At 72.5% G+C, this 15,730-nt stretch carries 13 protein-coding genes; 2 read left to right on the top strand and 11 right to left on the bottom strand.

Translation table 11 applies throughout. The annotated features are described in order from the left end of the window. Positions 1–29: 29 nt before the first annotated feature. The 5 genes from AB5J73_RS15920 to glmS all read right to left on the bottom strand — a co-directional run bounded on the left by AB5J73_RS15920 (position 30) and on the right by glmS (position 6,836). Positions 30–1,121, bottom strand: a complete 1,092-nt coding sequence (locus AB5J73_RS15920; RefSeq protein ID WP_370970449.1) for an ABC transporter ATP-binding protein — start codon at positions 1,119–1,121, stop codon at positions 30–32. Positions 1,122–1,124: 3 nt separating this feature from the next. After that, on the bottom strand, positions 1,125–2,555 hold the full coding sequence (gene xylB / locus AB5J73_RS15915; RefSeq protein WP_370970448.1) for a xylulokinase: 1,431 nt from the start codon (positions 2,553–2,555) through the stop codon (positions 1,125–1,127). Then, positions 2,545–3,381: a DeoR/GlpR family DNA-binding transcription regulator gene (locus AB5J73_RS15910; RefSeq protein ID WP_370970447.1), complete on the bottom strand. Its 837-nt coding sequence runs from the start codon at positions 3,379–3,381 to the stop codon at positions 2,545–2,547. The genes xylB and AB5J73_RS15910 overlap by 11 nt, the downstream gene beginning before the upstream one ends. 135 nt (positions 3,382–3,516) lie before the next feature. After that, a complete protein-coding gene (locus tag AB5J73_RS15905) occupies positions 3,517–4,956 on the bottom strand; it encodes an NAD(P)H-hydrate dehydratase (protein WP_370970446.1) in 1,440 nt (479 codons plus the stop codon). Positions 4,957–4,973: 17 nt separating this feature from the next. Continuing rightward, positions 4,974–6,836, bottom strand: coding sequence for a glutamine--fructose-6-phosphate transaminase (isomerizing) (glmS, locus tag AB5J73_RS15900; RefSeq protein ID WP_370970445.1), 1,863 nt, complete (start codon positions 6,834–6,836; stop codon positions 4,974–4,976). 306 nt (positions 6,837–7,142) lie between these two features. Between glmS and AB5J73_RS15895 the strand changes: the two genes are divergently transcribed. Then, positions 7,143–7,967 (top strand): dienelactone hydrolase family protein, encoded by an 825-nt coding sequence (locus AB5J73_RS15895; protein ID WP_370970444.1) that lies wholly within the window; start codon positions 7,143–7,145, stop codon positions 7,965–7,967. Positions 7,968–8,001: 34 nt separating this feature from the next. Here the strand turns inward: AB5J73_RS15895 and AB5J73_RS15890 are convergent, their stop codons facing one another. The 5 genes from AB5J73_RS15890 to AB5J73_RS15870 form a co-directional block, all read right to left on the bottom strand. Further along, positions 8,002–8,469, bottom strand: a complete 468-nt coding sequence (locus AB5J73_RS15890; protein WP_370970443.1) for a hypothetical protein — start codon at positions 8,467–8,469, stop codon at positions 8,002–8,004. A 19-nt stretch (positions 8,470–8,488) separates the two neighbouring features. Beyond that, positions 8,489–10,996, bottom strand: a complete 2,508-nt coding sequence (locus AB5J73_RS15885) for a hypothetical protein (protein ID WP_370970442.1) — start codon at positions 10,994–10,996, stop codon at positions 8,489–8,491. Beyond that, positions 10,996–11,277, bottom strand: a complete 282-nt coding sequence (locus AB5J73_RS15880) for a hypothetical protein (protein WP_370970441.1) — start codon at positions 11,275–11,277, stop codon at positions 10,996–10,998. Before AB5J73_RS15880 ends, AB5J73_RS15885 begins: the two co-directional genes overlap by 1 nt. Before the next feature lie 176 nt (positions 11,278–11,453). Beyond that, the gene (locus AB5J73_RS15875; protein ID WP_370970440.1) at positions 11,454–11,714 is read right to left on the bottom strand and encodes an acyl carrier protein; all 261 of its coding nucleotides are present in this window, start codon (positions 11,712–11,714) and stop codon (positions 11,454–11,456) included. Then, positions 11,707–13,284 (bottom strand): fatty acyl-AMP ligase, encoded by a 1,578-nt coding sequence (locus tag AB5J73_RS15870; RefSeq protein ID WP_370970439.1) that lies wholly within the window; start codon positions 13,282–13,284, stop codon positions 11,707–11,709. The genes AB5J73_RS15875 and AB5J73_RS15870 overlap by 8 nt, the downstream gene beginning before the upstream one ends. A gap of 30 nt (positions 13,285–13,314) precedes the next feature. Between AB5J73_RS15870 and AB5J73_RS15865 the strand changes: the two genes are divergently transcribed. Beyond that, a complete protein-coding gene (locus AB5J73_RS15865; RefSeq protein ID WP_370970438.1) occupies positions 13,315–14,199 on the top strand; it encodes a cytochrome P450 in 885 nt (294 codons plus the stop codon). A 25-nt stretch (positions 14,200–14,224) separates the two neighbouring features. Here AB5J73_RS15865 and glmM read toward each other — a convergent pair whose 3' ends face one another. Continuing rightward, positions 14,225–15,559, bottom strand: a complete 1,335-nt coding sequence (gene glmM, locus AB5J73_RS15860; RefSeq protein ID WP_370970437.1) for a phosphoglucosamine mutase — start codon at positions 15,557–15,559, stop codon at positions 14,225–14,227. Between the last annotated feature and the right edge of the window lie 171 nt (positions 15,560–15,730).

The following is a 15,730-nucleotide window of genomic DNA, read 5'->3' as shown; positions in this document are numbered from 1 at the left end:
GACGCCCTCCAGTTTCCCATGACCCGAGGTCAGGGCAGGCGCAGCCCGGACGTGGCGGAGAACACGTGCAGCTCGTCGGGGCGGATCCGCAGGTGGAGCGTGTCGCCCATGGCCGGCGGCGTGCGCGGGTCGACCCGGACGACGACGTTGGGCCGGGTGTCGTCGGCGTCGGTCTGGGCGAGCTTGCCGTAGACGAACGCGTCCGAGCCGAGCTCCTCGACCAGGTCCACCTTGATCGGCAGGGCGCCGTCCTCGTTCGTCACGACCTCGAGGGCCTCGGGGCGGAAGCCCAGGGTCACGGTGTCGCCGTCGGCCGCGGCGATCGTCTCGCGGGTCAGCGGCACGCGCGCGCCACCCACCTCGGCGCCGTCGGCGGTGAGCTTCGCGGTGGCGAGGTTCATCGCCGGAGAGCCGATGAACCCGGCGACGAAAGCGTTTGCGGGCCGGTCGTACAGCGCACGCGGGGTGTCGCACTGCTGCAGCAGGCCGTCCGACAGCACCGCGACGCGGTCACCCATCGTCATGGCCTCGACCTGGTCGTGCGTGACGTACACCGTCGTGACGCCGAGGCGGCGCTGGAGCGCGGCGATCTGCGTACGCGTCGACACGCGCAGCTTCGCGTCGAGGTTCGACAGCGGCTCGTCCATCAGGAAGACCTGCGGCTCGCGGACGATCGCGCGGCCCATCGCGACGCGCTGGCGCTGACCGCCGGAGAGCGCCTTCGGCTTGCGGTCGAGGTACTGCTCGATGTCCAGCAGCTTCGCGGCCTCAAGGACCTTCTGCTTGATCTCGGACGCGGGGCGGCCGGCGATCTTCAGCGCGAAGCCCATGTTCTGCGCGACCGTCATGTGCGGGTACAGCGCGTAGTTCTGGAACACCATCGCGATGTCGCGCGAGCGCGGCGGCAGCTGCGTGACGTCGCGGTCGCCGATCCAGACCGCGCCGTCGTCGATGTCCTCGAGGCCGGCGAGCATGCGCAGGCTGGTCGACTTGCCGCAGCCGGACGGGCCGACCAGCACCAGGAACTCGCCATCGGCGATCTCCAGGTCCAGCGCGTCGACCGCGGGGCGCTCCGAACCGGCGTAACGCCGCGTCGCCTTGTCGTAGGTGATGGAAGCCATCGGTCAGTCCTCTCCGAGATTCCGCCGGACCCCGTACGCCGCTTCGCGGGCTTCGAGGTGGCGCTGCTGGATCCGGTGGCCCTCGGCGCGCTGCGCCTCGGTCGGCTCGTCCAGCTCGAGCCGAAGTTTCTGGTTCCGCTGCCAGGACGGCGGTTCCGCACCGGCGGCCAGCGCCCACGCCGCCTGCCGCGCCGCGCCGATGGCGACGTACTCGGCGACTTCGGGCAGCTGCACCGGCACGCCGAACACGAGCGGCGCGACCGCGCGGACGGCGGCCGACTGCGCGCCCCCGCCGATCAGCAGCACGCGGCGGACGTCGAGGCCGTGCGCGCGGACCGCGTCGAGCCCGGCGGCGAGGCCGCAGAGCATGCCCTCGACGGCGCTGCGCGCGAGGTTCTGCGGGGTCATGTTGGCCCGGGTCAGTCCGGTCAGCGAGCCGGTGGCGTCCGGCAGGTTCGGCGTGCGCTCGCCGTCCAGGTACGGCAGGAACGTGAGGCCCTCGGCGCCGGGCTCGCCGGCCAGCGCGAGCCGGTCGAACTCGCTCAGCGTCGCGCCGAGCATCGACGCCGTCGCGGTGAGGACGCGGGCGGCGTTGAGAGTGCAGGCCAGCGGCAGGAACCGGCCGGTGGCGTCGGCGAACCCGGCGACCTCGCCGGTGGCGTCGGCCGCGCCGGTCTCGGCGACGCCGAACACCGTGCCGCTGGTGCCGAGCGAAACGACGACGTCGCCCGGCTGCAGTTCGAGCCCGAGCGCGGCGGCCATGTTGTCGCCGGTGCCGGCCGAGACGAGCACGCCGCCGTCGGTGTGGCCGGCGGCCTGGGCCGGGCCGAGCACGGCCGGCAGCTCCGGCGTCCGGCCGCCGAAGGCGTGGCTCAGGACGTCGAGGCGGTAGGCGTTGTCGGACGGCGAGAAGTAGCCGGTGCCCGACGCGTCGCCGCGGTCGGTGACCGGGTCGCCGCCGGTGAGCTTCCAGGTCAGCCAGTCGTGCGGGAGCAGCACGCGCGTGACGCGGTCGGCCAGCTCCGGCTCGTGGTCGGCCAGCCAGCGCAGCTTCGTCACGGTGAAGCTGGCGACCGGCACCGAGCCGACGGACTTCGCCCAGACCGACGGCCCGCCGAGCTCCTCGATGAGGTCGAGCGCCGACTGCGCGGAGCGCGTGTCGTTCCACAGCAGCGCGGGCCGGACCACCTCGCCGTCCTCGTCGAGGGCGACCATCCCGTGCTGCTGACCGCCGACGCCGATGGCCCTGACGTCGTCGAGCAGACCCTTCGTGGCCTCTTGGAAGGCGTCCCACCAGGCGGCGGGGTCGACCTCGGTGCCTTCGGGGTGCGGCGCGCGGCCGGTGCGGACGATCTCCCCGGTTTCGGCGTCGCACACGACGACCTTGGTCGACTGCGTGGACGAGTCGATGCCGGCGACCAGCTCAGCTGTCATAGGGCTGCCCCTCTGCGACGTGTTCGACGATCTCGATCGCGGTGCCCGCGTTGAGCGCGGCCTCGATCTCCTCGGTCGGCGTGGCTTCGCCGGTGATCAGCAGGTCGTAGTCGCCGACGTCGCCGTGGGCGTAGGTGGCCGTGCGGCCGAACTTCGAGTGGTCGACGACCAGGACGTTGTGGTTCGCGACCTTGAGCGCCGCCTTCTTGAGCTCGGCGTAGTCGCGGTCCGGGTGGAAGAGCCGCCCGACGGCGACCGCGGTGACCGAGACGAAGGAGACGTCGGCGCGGATCGAGTCGAGCAGGTCGAGCACCTCGGGGCCGGCGCAGGAGTCGTACTCGCGGGAGTAGCGGCCACCGGCGAGCACCACGTCGGCTCCGCCGTCGCCGAGCACCCGCGCGGCCCGCAGGGAGTTGGTGACGACGGTGAGGCCGTCGATCTCCGCGAGCCGCTTGACCAGCGGGAGGAGGGTGGTCGAGTCGTCGACGAAGACGGTCTGGCCGGGGTGGACGTGCTTCGCGGCGGCCTCGCCGAGAGCGTCCTTCTCGCCGTGGTGGAGGGTGTCGCCGAAGCGGGCGGCGGACTCGATGGTGAGCGCCGGGTAGGCCTCGACCTTGCCGCGGAGCTTGCGCAGGAGCCGGCGTTCGGCCAGGTCGTCGAGGTCGCGGTGCATGGTCATGAGGCTGACCTTGAAGCGCGCGGTCAGATCGTCGATCCGCACTTCGCCCTGCTCGATGACGTGGTCGAGGATCTCCTGCCGCCGCTGCTCGACGGCAGCGTCGGACGGCCGGGTCTTCCGGTCTCCGGGTGCTGTGCCGCCGCTCACACGGCATTCTTACCAGATTTGCCGCCCGGAGTTAACAGAGAACTCGATAACTCTTCTCAAGCCCCCACGCCGGCACTTTCACGTGAAAGTGACCCGGAGTGCTCACTCCGGTTCACTTTCACGTGAAAGTGCGGGTCAGGTGGTGAGGGAGCGGATCGACCGCAGGGTCTCCGGGATCGCGTGGACCAGCGCGGACGACGACGTCGGGGCGTTCTGGGCGGCGATCGCGCCCGCCAGCGAGTGGACGTGCGCCGCGGCGGCCGCGGCCAGCCACGGTTCGAGGCCCGCCGCCAGCAGGGCGCCGATCAGGCCGGACAGGACGTCACCCGAGCCCGGCGTCGCCAGCCAGGCGCCGCGCGGGGTGTTGACCGCCGCACGGCCGTCCGGAGCCGCCACCACCGTCACGTGCCCCTTGAGCAGCACCACCGCGTCGTACTTCTTCGCCGCTTCACGCGCGGCCGTCACGCGGTCGGCGCCCGGCTTGCGGCCCATCAGGCGTTCGTACTCGCCCGCGTGCGGGGTCAGCATCAGCGGCGTGTCCGGGTCGCGGGCGTCGAGGACGTCCGGCGACTTCGCGATGATCGTCGTCGCGTCCGCGTCCGCGCAGACCGGCAGGCCCTGGCCGAGGACGTACCGCAGCACGTCGCGGCCCTCCGAGCCGGTGCCGATGCCCGGGCCGACCGCCCACGCCTGGACCCGCCCGGCGTCCGCGACCGTGCCGGTCGCGATGACCTCCGGCCACCGCGCCCGGACGACGTCAGCCGCGTGCCCCGCGTACCGGACCATGCCGGCCGTCGCGCGCACCGCCGCGCCCGCGGTCAGCACCGCCGCACCCGGGTACGTCGCCGAGCCCGCCGCGACGCCGACGACCCCCTGGCTGTACTTGTCGTCCTCCGGGCCGGGCACCGGCCACGCGGCGGCGACGTCCACGATGTCGAGCCGCCGCAGGTCGGGGTCGGCCAGCTCGAGGCCGATGTCGACGAGCACGACCTCGCCGCACTGGGCGGGCGCGAGCGCGTGCACCGGCTTGAGCGCGCCGAACGTCACCGTGCGGGCCGCCTTCACCGCGGGGCCGTCGACCGCGCCGGTGTCCGGGTCGACGCCGCTGGGCAGGTCGACCGCGACGATCGGCGCCTCGACCAGCGCCACCAGGCGGGCCGCGTCCGGGCGCAGCGAGCCCTTGCCCGAGATCCCGATGATGCCGTCCACGACGACGTCGGCCTTGGCGATCCACTGTGGACCGTCCGCGGCGGGCACCACCCGGCCGCCGGCGCGCTTGAGCGCGTCGAGTCCTTTGGTGTGCGCCTTCTCGGGCTTGAGCAGGACGGCCGTGACGGCGACTCCGCGGCGGCGCAGGAAGGCGCCCGCCCAGAGCGCGTCGCCGCCGTTGTCCCCCGAGCCGACCAGGAGCACGGCCCGGCGTCCGGAGACACCGCCGGTGTGGTCTTCGAGCAGGTCGGCGACCTGCACCGCCAAGCCGAACGACGCCCGCCGCATCAGCTCGCCTTCCGGCGTGACGGCGAACGCCCGCCCCTCCGCCTCGCGAATCCGTTCCGTGGTCCAGATTCCCTGCACGGCGGGGCCTCCCGCGATTACTCGACTGTGACGGACTTCGCCAGGTTACGCGGCTTGTCGACGTCGTACCCGCGGGTGCGGGCGATCTCCGCGGCCAGCACCTGCAGCGGCACCGTGGACACCAGCGGCTGCAGCAGCGTCGGCACCGCGGGGACCTCGATGAGCTCGTCGGCGAAGGGCCGGACGGTCTCGTCGCCCTCTTCGGCGATCACGATCGTGCGGGCGCCGCGGGCCTGGATCTCGCTGATGTTCGACACGAGCTTCGAGTGCAGCACCGCGCGGCCCTTGGGCGACGGCATCACGACGACGACCGGGAGGCCGTCCTCGATCAGCGCGATCGGGCCGTGCTTGAGCTCGCCGGCCGCGAAGCCCTCGGCGTGCATGTACGCGAGTTCCTTGAGCTTGAGCGCACCTTCGAGGGCGACCGGGAACCCGACGTGGCGGCCGAGGAACAGCACCGCCTTGGAGTCGGCGATCCGGCGGCCGAGGTCGCGCACCTGGTCCACAGTGGACAGTACCTTCTGGACGGCCGCGGGCATGGCCTCGAGCTCGGCGAACTCGCGCGCGACCTCGTCCGGGTACTTCGTGCCGCGGGCCTGCGCGAGCGCCAGGCCGACGAGGTAGTTCGCCGCGATCTGGGCGAGGAACGCCTTGGTCGACGCGACGCCGATCTCGGGCCCGGCGTGGGTGTAGAGCACGGCGTCGGACTCGCGCGGGATCTGCGCGCCGTTGGTGTTGCAGACGGCGAGGACGCGCGCCTTCTGCTCCCGCGCGTGCCGGACGGCTTCGAGCGTGTCCGCCGTTTCGCCGGACTGGGACACGGCGACGACCAGCGTGTCGCGGTCGAGGACCGGGTCGCGGTAGCGGAACTCGGACGCCAGCTCGACCTCGACCGGCAGCCGCGTCCAGTGTTCGATGGCGTACTTCGCGACCAGGCCGGAGTGGTAGGCCGACCCGCAGGCGACGACGAAGACCTTGTCGACGTCGCGGAGGTCCTGGTCGGAGATGCGCTGCTCGTCGAGGATGATCCGGCCGGACTCGAAGTGCCCGCGCAGCGTGTTGGCCAGCGCTTCGGGCTGTTCCTCGATCTCCTTGAGCATGAAGTACTCGTGGCCGCCCTTCTCGGCGGCGGACAGGTCCCAGTCCACGGTGAACGGCTTGGCCTGGGCGGCGTCGCCGTGGAAGTCCCGGACGTCGTAGCCCTCGCGCGTGATGACGACGAGCTGGTCCTGCCCGAGCTCGACGGCCTCGCGGGTGTGCTCGATGAAGGCGGCGACGTCGGAAGCCACGAAGTGCTCCCCGTCCCCGACCCCGACGACCAGCGGCGACGACCGCCGCGCGGCCACGATCGTGTCGGGCTCGTCGGCGTGCGTCACGACCAGCGTGAAGGCGCCTTCCAGCCGGCGGCAGACGGCGGCGACGCTGGCGGCGAGGTCACCCTGGGTGTCCCCGTCGGCGTAGGCGCGGGCGACGAGGTGCGCGGCGGTTTCGCTGTCGGTGTCACTGGTCATCTCGACCCCGACGGCTTCGAGCTCGGCCCGGAGGGCGGCGAAGTTCTCGATGATGCCGTTGTGCACGACGGCGACGCGCTGCGAGGCGTCCCGGTGCGGGTGCGAGTTGCGGTCGACGGGCGCGCCGTGGGTGGCCCAGCGGGTGTGCCCCATGCCGGCGGTCCCGGCGAAAGCGTCCCGCCCGACCTTGTCGAGCTCGGCTTCCAGGTTCGCCAGCCGGCCCGCCTTGCGCTCGACGGTCAGCGCACCGGCCCCGTCGAGGACCGCGACCCCGGCCGAGTCGTAACCGCGGTACTCCATGCGCCGGAGCCCGCCGAGGACGACGTCCAGAGCCGGGCGGTGCCCGACATATCCCACGATTCCACACACGCGCACCAGCCTAACGAGGGACATTCAGCGGGCTGACTGGGTCCGGAAAGGCCTCTTGACCTGCACGGATTGGCTTACCCGTGGTCCGGACCAATGCGAGGTCACCCACTCGGGTGCCGCACGGCCGGGGCGAGCGCCCCAATGTGGCGTTGGTTGCGCTGGACGCACCGAACGCCACATTGGGTGCGCTGGACGCACCGAACGCCACATTGGGGCGCTTGAGGTGGGCGAAGCGGGCGGCGGCGTTCCCGAGGCTTGCCGGGGCGGCGGCGCGCCACTCGCGACCGGGCACAGTAGGGTTCGGCCATGGCCAGCAAGCCCAAGCAGCTGCTCGCGGAGTTGACGCACCCGGGTCCGCACGAGGTCCTGCGGGGCAACCTCGCCCTGGTCGGACTGCCCGGTGTGGTGTTCACCCCCCGCGCCGGTCTCGGTCTCCCCGCCGTCGCCTTCGGGCACGGGTGGCTGCAGCCGCCCGATCGGTACCGGCAGTTGCTGCGGCACCTCGCCAGCTGGGGCATCGTCGCCGCCGCGCCGGCCACGCAACGGGGGCCGCTGCCGTCGCACCGGTTGCTCGCCGCCGATCTGCTGACCACCCTCGACGTCGTCACCACCGTGCGGCTCGGGCCGGACGGCATCAGCGTCGATCCCGCCAAGCTCGGGCTCGCCGGGCACTCGACCGGGGGTGGCTCCGCCGTGCTCGCCGCGGCGCAGGACGCCCAGGCCGAGCACCCGCGGATCCGCGCGGTCGCCACCATCACCGCCGCCCAGACGCTGCCGCCGGCGCACGAGGCCGCTCAGGCCATCACCGTGCCCGGGATGCACCTCGCCGCGGACGGGGACCTGGTCGCGCCCGCCGTCGGGCACGCCGAAGCCATCGCGAACGGCTGGGGTGGCGACGACGTCCAGCTGCGGCTGCTCGGCAAGGCGTCGCACCTGGGCGTCACCGAGGGCAGGCACTGGTCGCAGCTGATCATGCACGGCAAGCCGCACCGCGGGACGCAGCAGCTGGTCCGCGCGCTGTTCACCGCCTTCTTCCTGACGCACCTGACCGGCACCGACAAGTACCGGCCGCTGCTCGAAGCGGACGTCAAGCGCGCCCCCATCGAGCGCGAGGAAGAACCCGCGCACTGACGCGGAAAGGGCCCGGCCGGAGCCGGGCCCTTTCTCACACCAGCCAGCTGGTGCTGGAGAAATCGTCTTCGTCGTCCGGCTGCCGGGCGTGCCTGCCCCGCCGGGGCGGCTCCGGTGCCGCGGGTTCCGGTACCGGCTCGGGACGCGGGGCGACCGCGGCCGGGGCGGGCGCCGGCGTCCCGTAGCTCGGCGTCGGGTACGCCGTGTAGCCCGTGTCCGCCTCTTCGTCCTGGACGCCGAACTCCATCAGCGACTCGCGGGACTTGTCGGCCAGCGTCTTCTCCGTCGCCCAGCCGCCCGCGCTCTGCTTGCGCTTGTTGAGCTCGTCCATGTGCTCGGCGTACTTCTGCGCGGCACCCATCTCCCGCTGCAGCCCTTCGCGCGCCTCCGCGGTGGCCTCGGCGACCCGGCGTTCGCGCAGCCCCCGCTGCTCGTCCTGCTCCCGCGCCGCGGCCTCCATCGTCGAGATCGCCGCGCGATACCGGTCTTCGGCGCTGCTCATCGGCCCTCCTCAGCCCTCGTCACCGGTCGTACCGGATCGAACGGTCACCCTCGTCGTCGAGCGAGCCGCTGATCCGGCCCTTCGCGCCGCTCGTTTCGAACACGCCACCCTCGATGCGGTACTGGCTGGGCCCGCGCTGCTGGTCGCCGCCGCCACCGCCGCCCGGGGCACCGCCCATGCCGCCCATCATCCCGCCCATGCCGCTCATCCCGCTCATGCCGGACGAGCTGCTCGCCGCGGCCTGGTGCGCGCCGGCGTCGACCGGGGTCGCGCCCAGCCCGCCGCCGTCGGACATCGGCATCGACGCGTCGCTGCCCGTCTGGGCGCCCGGGTCGAGCGAGACCGCGCCGGCGAAGTCCGCCGTCGCCCCGCCGCCGGTGACGGCGGAGCCGAAGTCGCTCGCCCCGGCCGTCGTCGTCGCGTCGCCGCCGGCACCCGCGCCCGCGTCGGCCGTCGCCACGGCGGGCTCGGCCCCGACGCTGCTGCCGCCGCCGAAGTCACCGCTGACGTCGACACCGCCCGGGGCGCTGAACCCGCTCGCCCCGCCACCGGCCGCTTCGCTGCGCGTGAAGCCCGGGTCCGGGTTGGGCGGCGCCGGGTCCTTCGTCAGCGGGGACTCGGCCTTCGGGTCGTGCTTGACGTCCGAGCCCGCCGGGTCGGTCTTGCCGTCCGCCTTGAGGTCGTCCGCCTTGGGGTCGTCCTTCTCGTCCAGCGTGTAGGTGGTCGGCTCGCCCTTGCCGTCGTCGACGGTCACGATCGTCGGGCCGTCGGGGCCCTCCGGCCGCTCGGCCGTGATCTTGAGGTTGCCGTCCTGGATGTGGATCTTGCCGTCCGGGCCGGGCTTGTAGCTGCCGTCAGCCGAGGGCTGCCCCTCCTTGACCGCCTGCTGGCTGCCCTGCGGGCCGAAGCTGCCGTCGGCCTTGGCGCCGTCCTTGCCGGCTTCGGCCTTGTCGTCGTCACCCCAGTCGAGGTGGTAGTCCTTCTTGTTGCCGTGGCCGTCGTCCACGGAGATGTCCTGCTTGCCCTCCTTGTCGGGCTCGGACATCTCGATCGTGTTGTCGCCCTTCTTGACCGACACCGTGTCCGTGTCGTCCATGTCCTTGATGGCTTCGCCGGTCTTCGGGTCGATCGGGTACGGCTCGCCGGTCGCCGGGTCGACTTCGAGGGGCTTGCCGGTGATCGGGTTCTTGCCCTCCTCCGGCTTCGCGGGGTCCTCGGTCTTCGGCGGCTCGGTCGCCGACGGCGTCGTGCCGCCACCGCCGGTGCCGCCACCGGTGCCCCCGCCGGTCCCGCCGCCCGTGCCACCGCCGGTGTTGCCGCCCTTGTCGCCGCCACCGGTGTTGCCACCCTTGTCGCCGCCGCCGTCGTCGGGCTTGCCCTCGTTCTTCGCCTCGGTCAGCTGGTTGCGGTAGCCGTCCATGTACCGCGCGAGCGCGCCGAACTGCTGGTCGATGGTTTCCTTGGCGGTCTTGCAGGAGCCCTCGAAGGCGTTGATCAGGCCCTTGTACTCCTTCGAGAAAGCACCGTCGCGCCAGTAGCGGGTGACCTGGCGGCCGTATGTGATGTTCTCGTCGTTGAAGCAGCCGTCGTCGTTCTGCAGGCGCTCGGCGAGGTTCGACGGGTTGTTGTTCTTCGCGTTGACCGAGTCGATCCAGCCGGCGACCTTCATGAAGTCGTCGAATTCTTCGGTTTCCCCGTTGGCGATCTTGAGGACGTCCTTCGCCATCGGGATGTCGGCCTCGGCGATCACCGGGCGGTGCAGCTGCAGGACCTCGTCGACCTTCTTCTTGACGGCGTCGTAGACGTGCGTCACGGTCTGCGGGATCAGCTTCGCCGCGCCGTCGATCTGCTGCGAAAGCTCTTTGGCGTGCGGCTTGATCGTCTCGTCGTACTTGATCTCCGCCGCGTTGGCGCCCTTGCCCTTCCACTCCCCGAAGAGGGTCTGGAGCTCGGTGTCGCTCTTGCCGAGCGCGTCTTCGACGACCTTGTGCGCCTTCGTCAGGTCGTCGGCGTCGGAGAGGAACTTCTGGTACTGGATCCCGCGGTTCTCGTGGAACTTGTCCTTGAGGTCCGTCTGGGAATTCTTCTTTTCGCTCTCGGCGCCCTTGATCTGGTTCCAGACCTCGTCGGTCCACTTCGCGAGCATGTCGACCGCGACGTTGCCTTGGTCGAGCTGCTCGTCGGAACTCTTCGCGCCGGCTCCGAGCGTCGGCGGTGCGATCCCGTCCAGGTTCTTCTTCGCCTGGTCGCGCTCGTCGGTCTGGCGCTGGTGCTCCTGGTTCTTGGCCGCCGCTTCCTGCTGGGCTTCCTTCAGCGCCTCGTCGACGTCGGAGGACGAACCCGGGAGCCAGTCGTCGTTGAAGCTCCAGGTGTCCGAGTAGTTTTCGATGTACTTCTTCGCGTACTCTTCTTCTTCGTCGTTGAAGTTGACCGTGTCCTCGCTGTATTCCTCCATCAGCTTGGACTTGGCTTCCATCGACACGTTCGGGTCGTCGAGGACCTTCTTGATTTCGGCCCATTCAGCCATCAGCGGTTACCCCCGGCCTGGTTCGCCTGCGCGCCGGCGTTCGCTTCCTGCGCGGTGTACTTGGAGCCGGCCGTCCCGATCCCGCTGCCGAGGTTCATGAGGGCGTTCGACAGCCCCGTCATGCCCGCGCCGATCTCGTCGATCCCGGACTTGTACTTGCCGAAACCCTCCTGGTGCACGCGGCCGAAGTCGGCGGCGGCGATCTCGGTCGGCGCGACCTTCTTCGCTTCGGCCGCCGGGTCGTCGGCGGCGTCCGCGAGGCGGATCTGCGCCCGCGTCATCGCTTCCGAACTCGCTGCATACCCGTCTGGCATGGTCGCTGCCCCCTTCGATCCCACAGTCCCTGGCTCGGGTTTCCGGACTGTGACGCGCCCGGCCGCCGTTCGGTGCCGTCGCAGATGCACACAGAGTCTAGCGGTCGGTCCCGCGGTCTACCTGGGCTTCAACCGAACTGCCCTCACCCGGTCGGGCGTTGCGCGTCGACCGCCTCGGAGATCACCTCGGCGACGCCGCGGACGTCCACCAGCCGGTCGAGCTCGTCGAGGTCGACCGAAACGCCGTACGTCACTTCGACGCGGGCGAGCAGCTGGATCCGCTGCCGGGACGTCATGCCGAGCTCGTCGAACGGCGTCGAGTCCGTCAGCCGCTCCGGCGGGATCTCGAGCGCGAAGCAGATGGTCCGCTTGATCTCGTCGACGTAGGTACCCGGGTCAGCCATGCCGCCCATTCTCGCCCCACCAGCGGTCGCGGGCCGCGGCCCGGGCCACCTTGCCGCTGGAGGTGCGCGGCACCGCGCCCGGGGGAACCAGCCACAGCGCGCGCAGCGGCAGGTCGTGCCCCGCCGAGACGGCCCGCCGCACGGCCTTCGCCACGGATTCGTCCGGCGCCGTGCAGCCGGCCACGACCGCGACCCCTTCGCCGCCCGCCTCCTGGACGGCGAACGCGGCGACCCGGCCGGACCGGACGGCCGGGTGCGCGGCCTCGACCGTGGCTTCGATGTCCTGCGGGTAGTGGTTGCGGCCGTCGACGATGATCAGGTCCTTGAGCCGGCCGGTGACGTACAGCAGCCCTTCGCGGACGAAGCCGAGGTCGCCGGTGGCCAGCCAGCCGCCGGTCGCCAAGGGACCGTCCTGGCCCCAGTAGCGGTCGGCGACGTTCGGGCCGGACACCTGGATCTCGCCGACCTCCCCGTCCGCTCGGAGCGCACCGGTCCCCTGGTCGACGATGCGGATCCGCTGGCCGTACGGGCGCCCCGCGGACACCAGGCCGGACGTCGACACGGTCGGGCCCTCGGCACCGGTGCTCGTGACGAAGACCGTGGCCTCGGCCAGCCCGTAGCACGGCTTGTGCGCCGCGCGCGGCAGCCCGAACGGCGCGAACGCCCGCTCGAACGCCGCGACGGTGGCCGCGCGGACCGGCTCGCTGCCGTTGAGCACCGAGTTCACGTGCGAGAGGTCGACGGGTTCCAGGTCCCCCGCCGCCTCGGCGGCCAGGTCGAAGGCGAAGTTCGGCGCGGCCGTCACCGCACCCGGGTGCTCGGCCAGCAGGCGGATCCAGCGCAGCGGGTCGCGCACGAACTCCATCGGCGTGAAGAACACCGACCGCGAACCGAGGAAGACCGGCGTGCCGATGAGCAGGACCAGCCCCATGTCGTGGAAGAACGGGACCCAGCCGGCCAGCGGGGTCGACGCGTCGGCGTGGTAGCAACGGGTGGTCTGCCAGCAGCTGGCCACCAGCGCGCGGTGCGAGATCACCGCACCGGCCGGGCGGCGCGTCGAGCCCGACGTGTACTGCAGGTAGGCCGGGTCGGACATCGCCACCGCGGCGGGCGGCTCGGCGTCGTCGGGCCCGATGTCCTCGATCGCGAGCACGACGTCGGGCCGTCCGGCCAGCGAGGCGGTCTTCTCCAGCAGGTTCTTCGAGGTCAGGCACACCGACGGCCGGGCGTCGGCGAAGGCCGACTCGATCCGGGCGCCGTGGGTGCGGCCGGTCGGGACCGACAGCGGCATCGCGACGAGCCCCGCGTAGAGCGTGCCGAGGAAGGCGACGACGTACTCGAGGTCCTGGCGGGCGACGATCGCCACGCGATCACCCGGCCGGGTGTGGCGCCGCAACTCGCGGGCGACACCGCGGACGCGCGCGAGCACCTGGGGCCAGCTCAGCGTGTGCTCGGCCGGGCCGGGGAAGGTCAGGCACGTGAAGGCCGGGCGGTCTTCGGCGGCGTTGCGGAGCAGGTAGTCCGTGAACGGCGTGGCCAGGACCTCGTCCGGGACGGCTGCGGGCGGCACGGCCCCATCCTGCCCTACCGTGGGCGGGCGATGGACCAGTTCGAAGAGCACGGGATCGGCGTCGTCACCGGACGCGACGCGAGCGCGCGGGCACTGCGCTCACCGGACCTCACGTCGGATCCGGGTGGCGGCTCGCCCAGCGTGCTGCTGCGCGACGGCGAGGACCACACCCGGCTGCGCGGGGTGCTGCGGGAGATCATCGCCGGGCTGGAGCCGCTGCCGGCGCCGGTGCTCGCCCGGATCGAGGCCGTGGTGGCCGGGCTGGGCCCGGCGTTCGACCTGGTGCGCGACTTCGCGCGGCCGGTCGCGGGCGCGGTGACGTCGGCGGTGCTGGGCATCGCTCTCGACGACGGCTTCCTGGACCGGCTGGCGGCGACGACGGCGAACCTCGACGTCTTCGGCGGCACGGACCGGGCCGGGCAGGCGGCCGCGTTCCGGCTCGCGGTGCAGCTCGGCCGCGCCCCGGCCGGGCCCGGCGGGCTGACGGCGCTGCGGGACGCGCACGCGGCCGGGCGGCTGGACGAGGACGAGCTGGCGTTCACCCCGGTCGTGCTCGCGCACGCCGCCTACGAGAACTCGCTCAACTTCCTGGCCTGCGCCGGGCTGGCGCTGGCCACTTCGGGACCCAAGTCCGTGCGCGAGCTGGTGGCGGCGATCTGCCCGGCCCGGTACGTCCTGCGCTTCGGCGCCGGCGGCCCGGTCGCGATCTCGCTGGCCGACGGCCTGCCGTTCGGGCTCGGGCGCCACGCGTGCCCGGGTTCGGCCGTCGCGCTGGCCGAGGGCGAGGCCGCGCTGGGAGCGCTGGCGAAGCTGCTCACCGCCGGCTGCGAAGTCACCGACGTGGTCTGGAAGACCCACCCGGTGTTCCACGGCCTGGCCTCGGCGCACGTGGTCGTGAGTGGGAAACAGGGTTAGAACGCTGTTTCCCGCTCCCGACCGGTTACGAGACCGCGGAGACCACGCCGGCCAGCCGGTCGGCCGCCGCCTGGGCGGTGGCCTGGGCCGGGGCCTCGACCATCACGCGGACCAGCTGCTCGGTACCGGACGGGCGCAGCAGCACCCGGCCCTCCTCGCCCAGCTCGGCTTCGACCGCGCCGACGGCGTCGCGGACCTCGGTGGAGCCGGCGACCGCCGCCTTGTCCGCGACCGGGACGTTCACCAGCACCTGCGGCAGCCGGTTCATCACGGCCGCGAGGTCGGCGAGGGACTTGCCCGTCTCGGCCATGCGGCTCATCAGGCGCAACGCGGTCAGCAGGCCGTCGCCGGTGGTGGCGTGGGCCGGGAGCACGACGTGGCCGGACTGCTCGCCGCCGAGGGCGAGACCGCTGGCGCGGAGCTCCTCGAGGACGTACCGGTCGCCGACCGCCGTCGTCACGACGTTGACGCCGTTGGCCTTCATCGCCAGGTGCAGGCCCAGGTTGCTCATCACGGTCGCGACCAGGGTGTCCTTGGTCAGCTCACCGGCGTCGGCCAGCGCGAGCGCCAGCACCGCCATGATCTGGTCGCCGTCGACGAGCTCGCCGGCGGAGTCGACGGCCACGCAGCGGTCGGCGTCGCCGTCGTGCGCGATGCCGAGGTCGGCGGCGTGCGCGACGACCGCCTCGCGCAGCTTCTCGGGGTGGTTGGAGCCGCAGTGCTCGTTGATGTTGACGCCGTCCGGGTCGGCGTGCAGCGCCACGACCTCGGCGCCCGCCCGGCGGTAGACCTCGGGCGCGGCGCCCGACGACGCACCGTTCGCGCAGTCGACGACGACCTTCAGCCCGGCGAGCGAGTGCGGGGTCGCGCTCAGCAGGTGGGCGGCGTAGCGGTCGAGCGCGTCCTCGACGGCGGTGACGCGCCCGACGCCGATGCCGGTCGGGCGGACCGCGCCGGCGGAGAGGCCGGCCTCGATCTCGTCCTCGATGCCGTCGGGGAGCTTGTGCCCGCCCGCGGCGAAGAGCTTGATGCCGTTGTCCGGCATCGGGTTGTGCGACGCGGAGATCATCACGCCGAGGTCGGCTTCGAGCGCGCCGACCAGGTACGCGACCGCGGGCGTGGGAAGGACGCCGACGAGGCGGACGTCGGCCCCGGCGGACGTGAGGCCCGCCACCACCGCGGCTTCGAGCATCTCGCCGCTGGCGCGCGGGTCGCGGCCGACGACGGCGACCGGCCGGTGCGAGCGGTCGTGCGCGGCGAGCACCCGGGCGGCGCTGGCCGCCAGCGCGAGCGCCAGCTCCGGCGTCAGCTCGGCGTTGGCCAGGCCACGTACCCCGTCGGTACCGAACAGGCGTGCCATCGATCGACCTCCTTGTGGACCTACCACGACAACCTAGCGATCCTGACGGACCGCGTAACCCCACCCCCGAGTGTCGCTCCGAAGACCGGAAACGACACATCCACCAAAAAACGCCGGAGCGCCCATCCGATGGACGGATGGGCGCTCCGGTGGGTTGCGCCTGAGGGCGCG

Source organism: Amycolatopsis sp. cg9 (genome assembly GCF_041346945.1).
In the GTDB taxonomy this organism is placed as follows: domain Bacteria; phylum Actinomycetota; class Actinomycetes; order Mycobacteriales; family Pseudonocardiaceae; genus Amycolatopsis.
This window is presented reverse-complemented; position numbering and strand designations above follow the sequence as displayed.

Coding starts and splice junctions, on each gene's coding strand:
- AB5J73_RS15920 (WP_370970449.1), bottom strand. CDS start 1,121: ATGGCTTCCATCACCTACGACAAGGCGACGCGGCGTTACGCCGGTTCG.
- AB5J73_RS15890 (WP_370970443.1), bottom strand. CDS start 8,469: ATGAGCAGCGCCGAAGACCGGTATCGCGCGGCGATCTCGACGATGGAG.
- AB5J73_RS15895 (WP_370970444.1), top strand. CDS start 7,143: ATGGCCAGCAAGCCCAAGCAGCTGCTCGCGGAGTTGACGCACCCGGGT.
- AB5J73_RS15885 (WP_370970442.1), bottom strand. CDS start 10,996: ATGGCTGAATGGGCCGAAATCAAGAAGGTCCTCGACGACCCGAACGTG.
- AB5J73_RS15875 (WP_370970440.1), bottom strand. CDS start 11,714: ATGGCTGACCCGGGTACCTACGTCGACGAGATCAAGCGGACCATCTGC.
- AB5J73_RS15880 (WP_370970441.1), bottom strand. CDS start 11,277: ATGACGCGGGCGCAGATCCGCCTCGCGGACGCCGCCGACGACCCGGCG.
- xylB (WP_370970448.1), bottom strand. CDS start 2,555: ATGACAGCTGAGCTGGTCGCCGGCATCGACTCGTCCACGCAGTCGACC.
- glmM (WP_370970437.1), bottom strand. CDS start 15,559: ATGGCACGCCTGTTCGGTACCGACGGGGTACGTGGCCTGGCCAACGCC.
- AB5J73_RS15865 (WP_370970438.1), top strand. CDS start 13,315: ATGGACCAGTTCGAAGAGCACGGGATCGGCGTCGTCACCGGACGCGAC.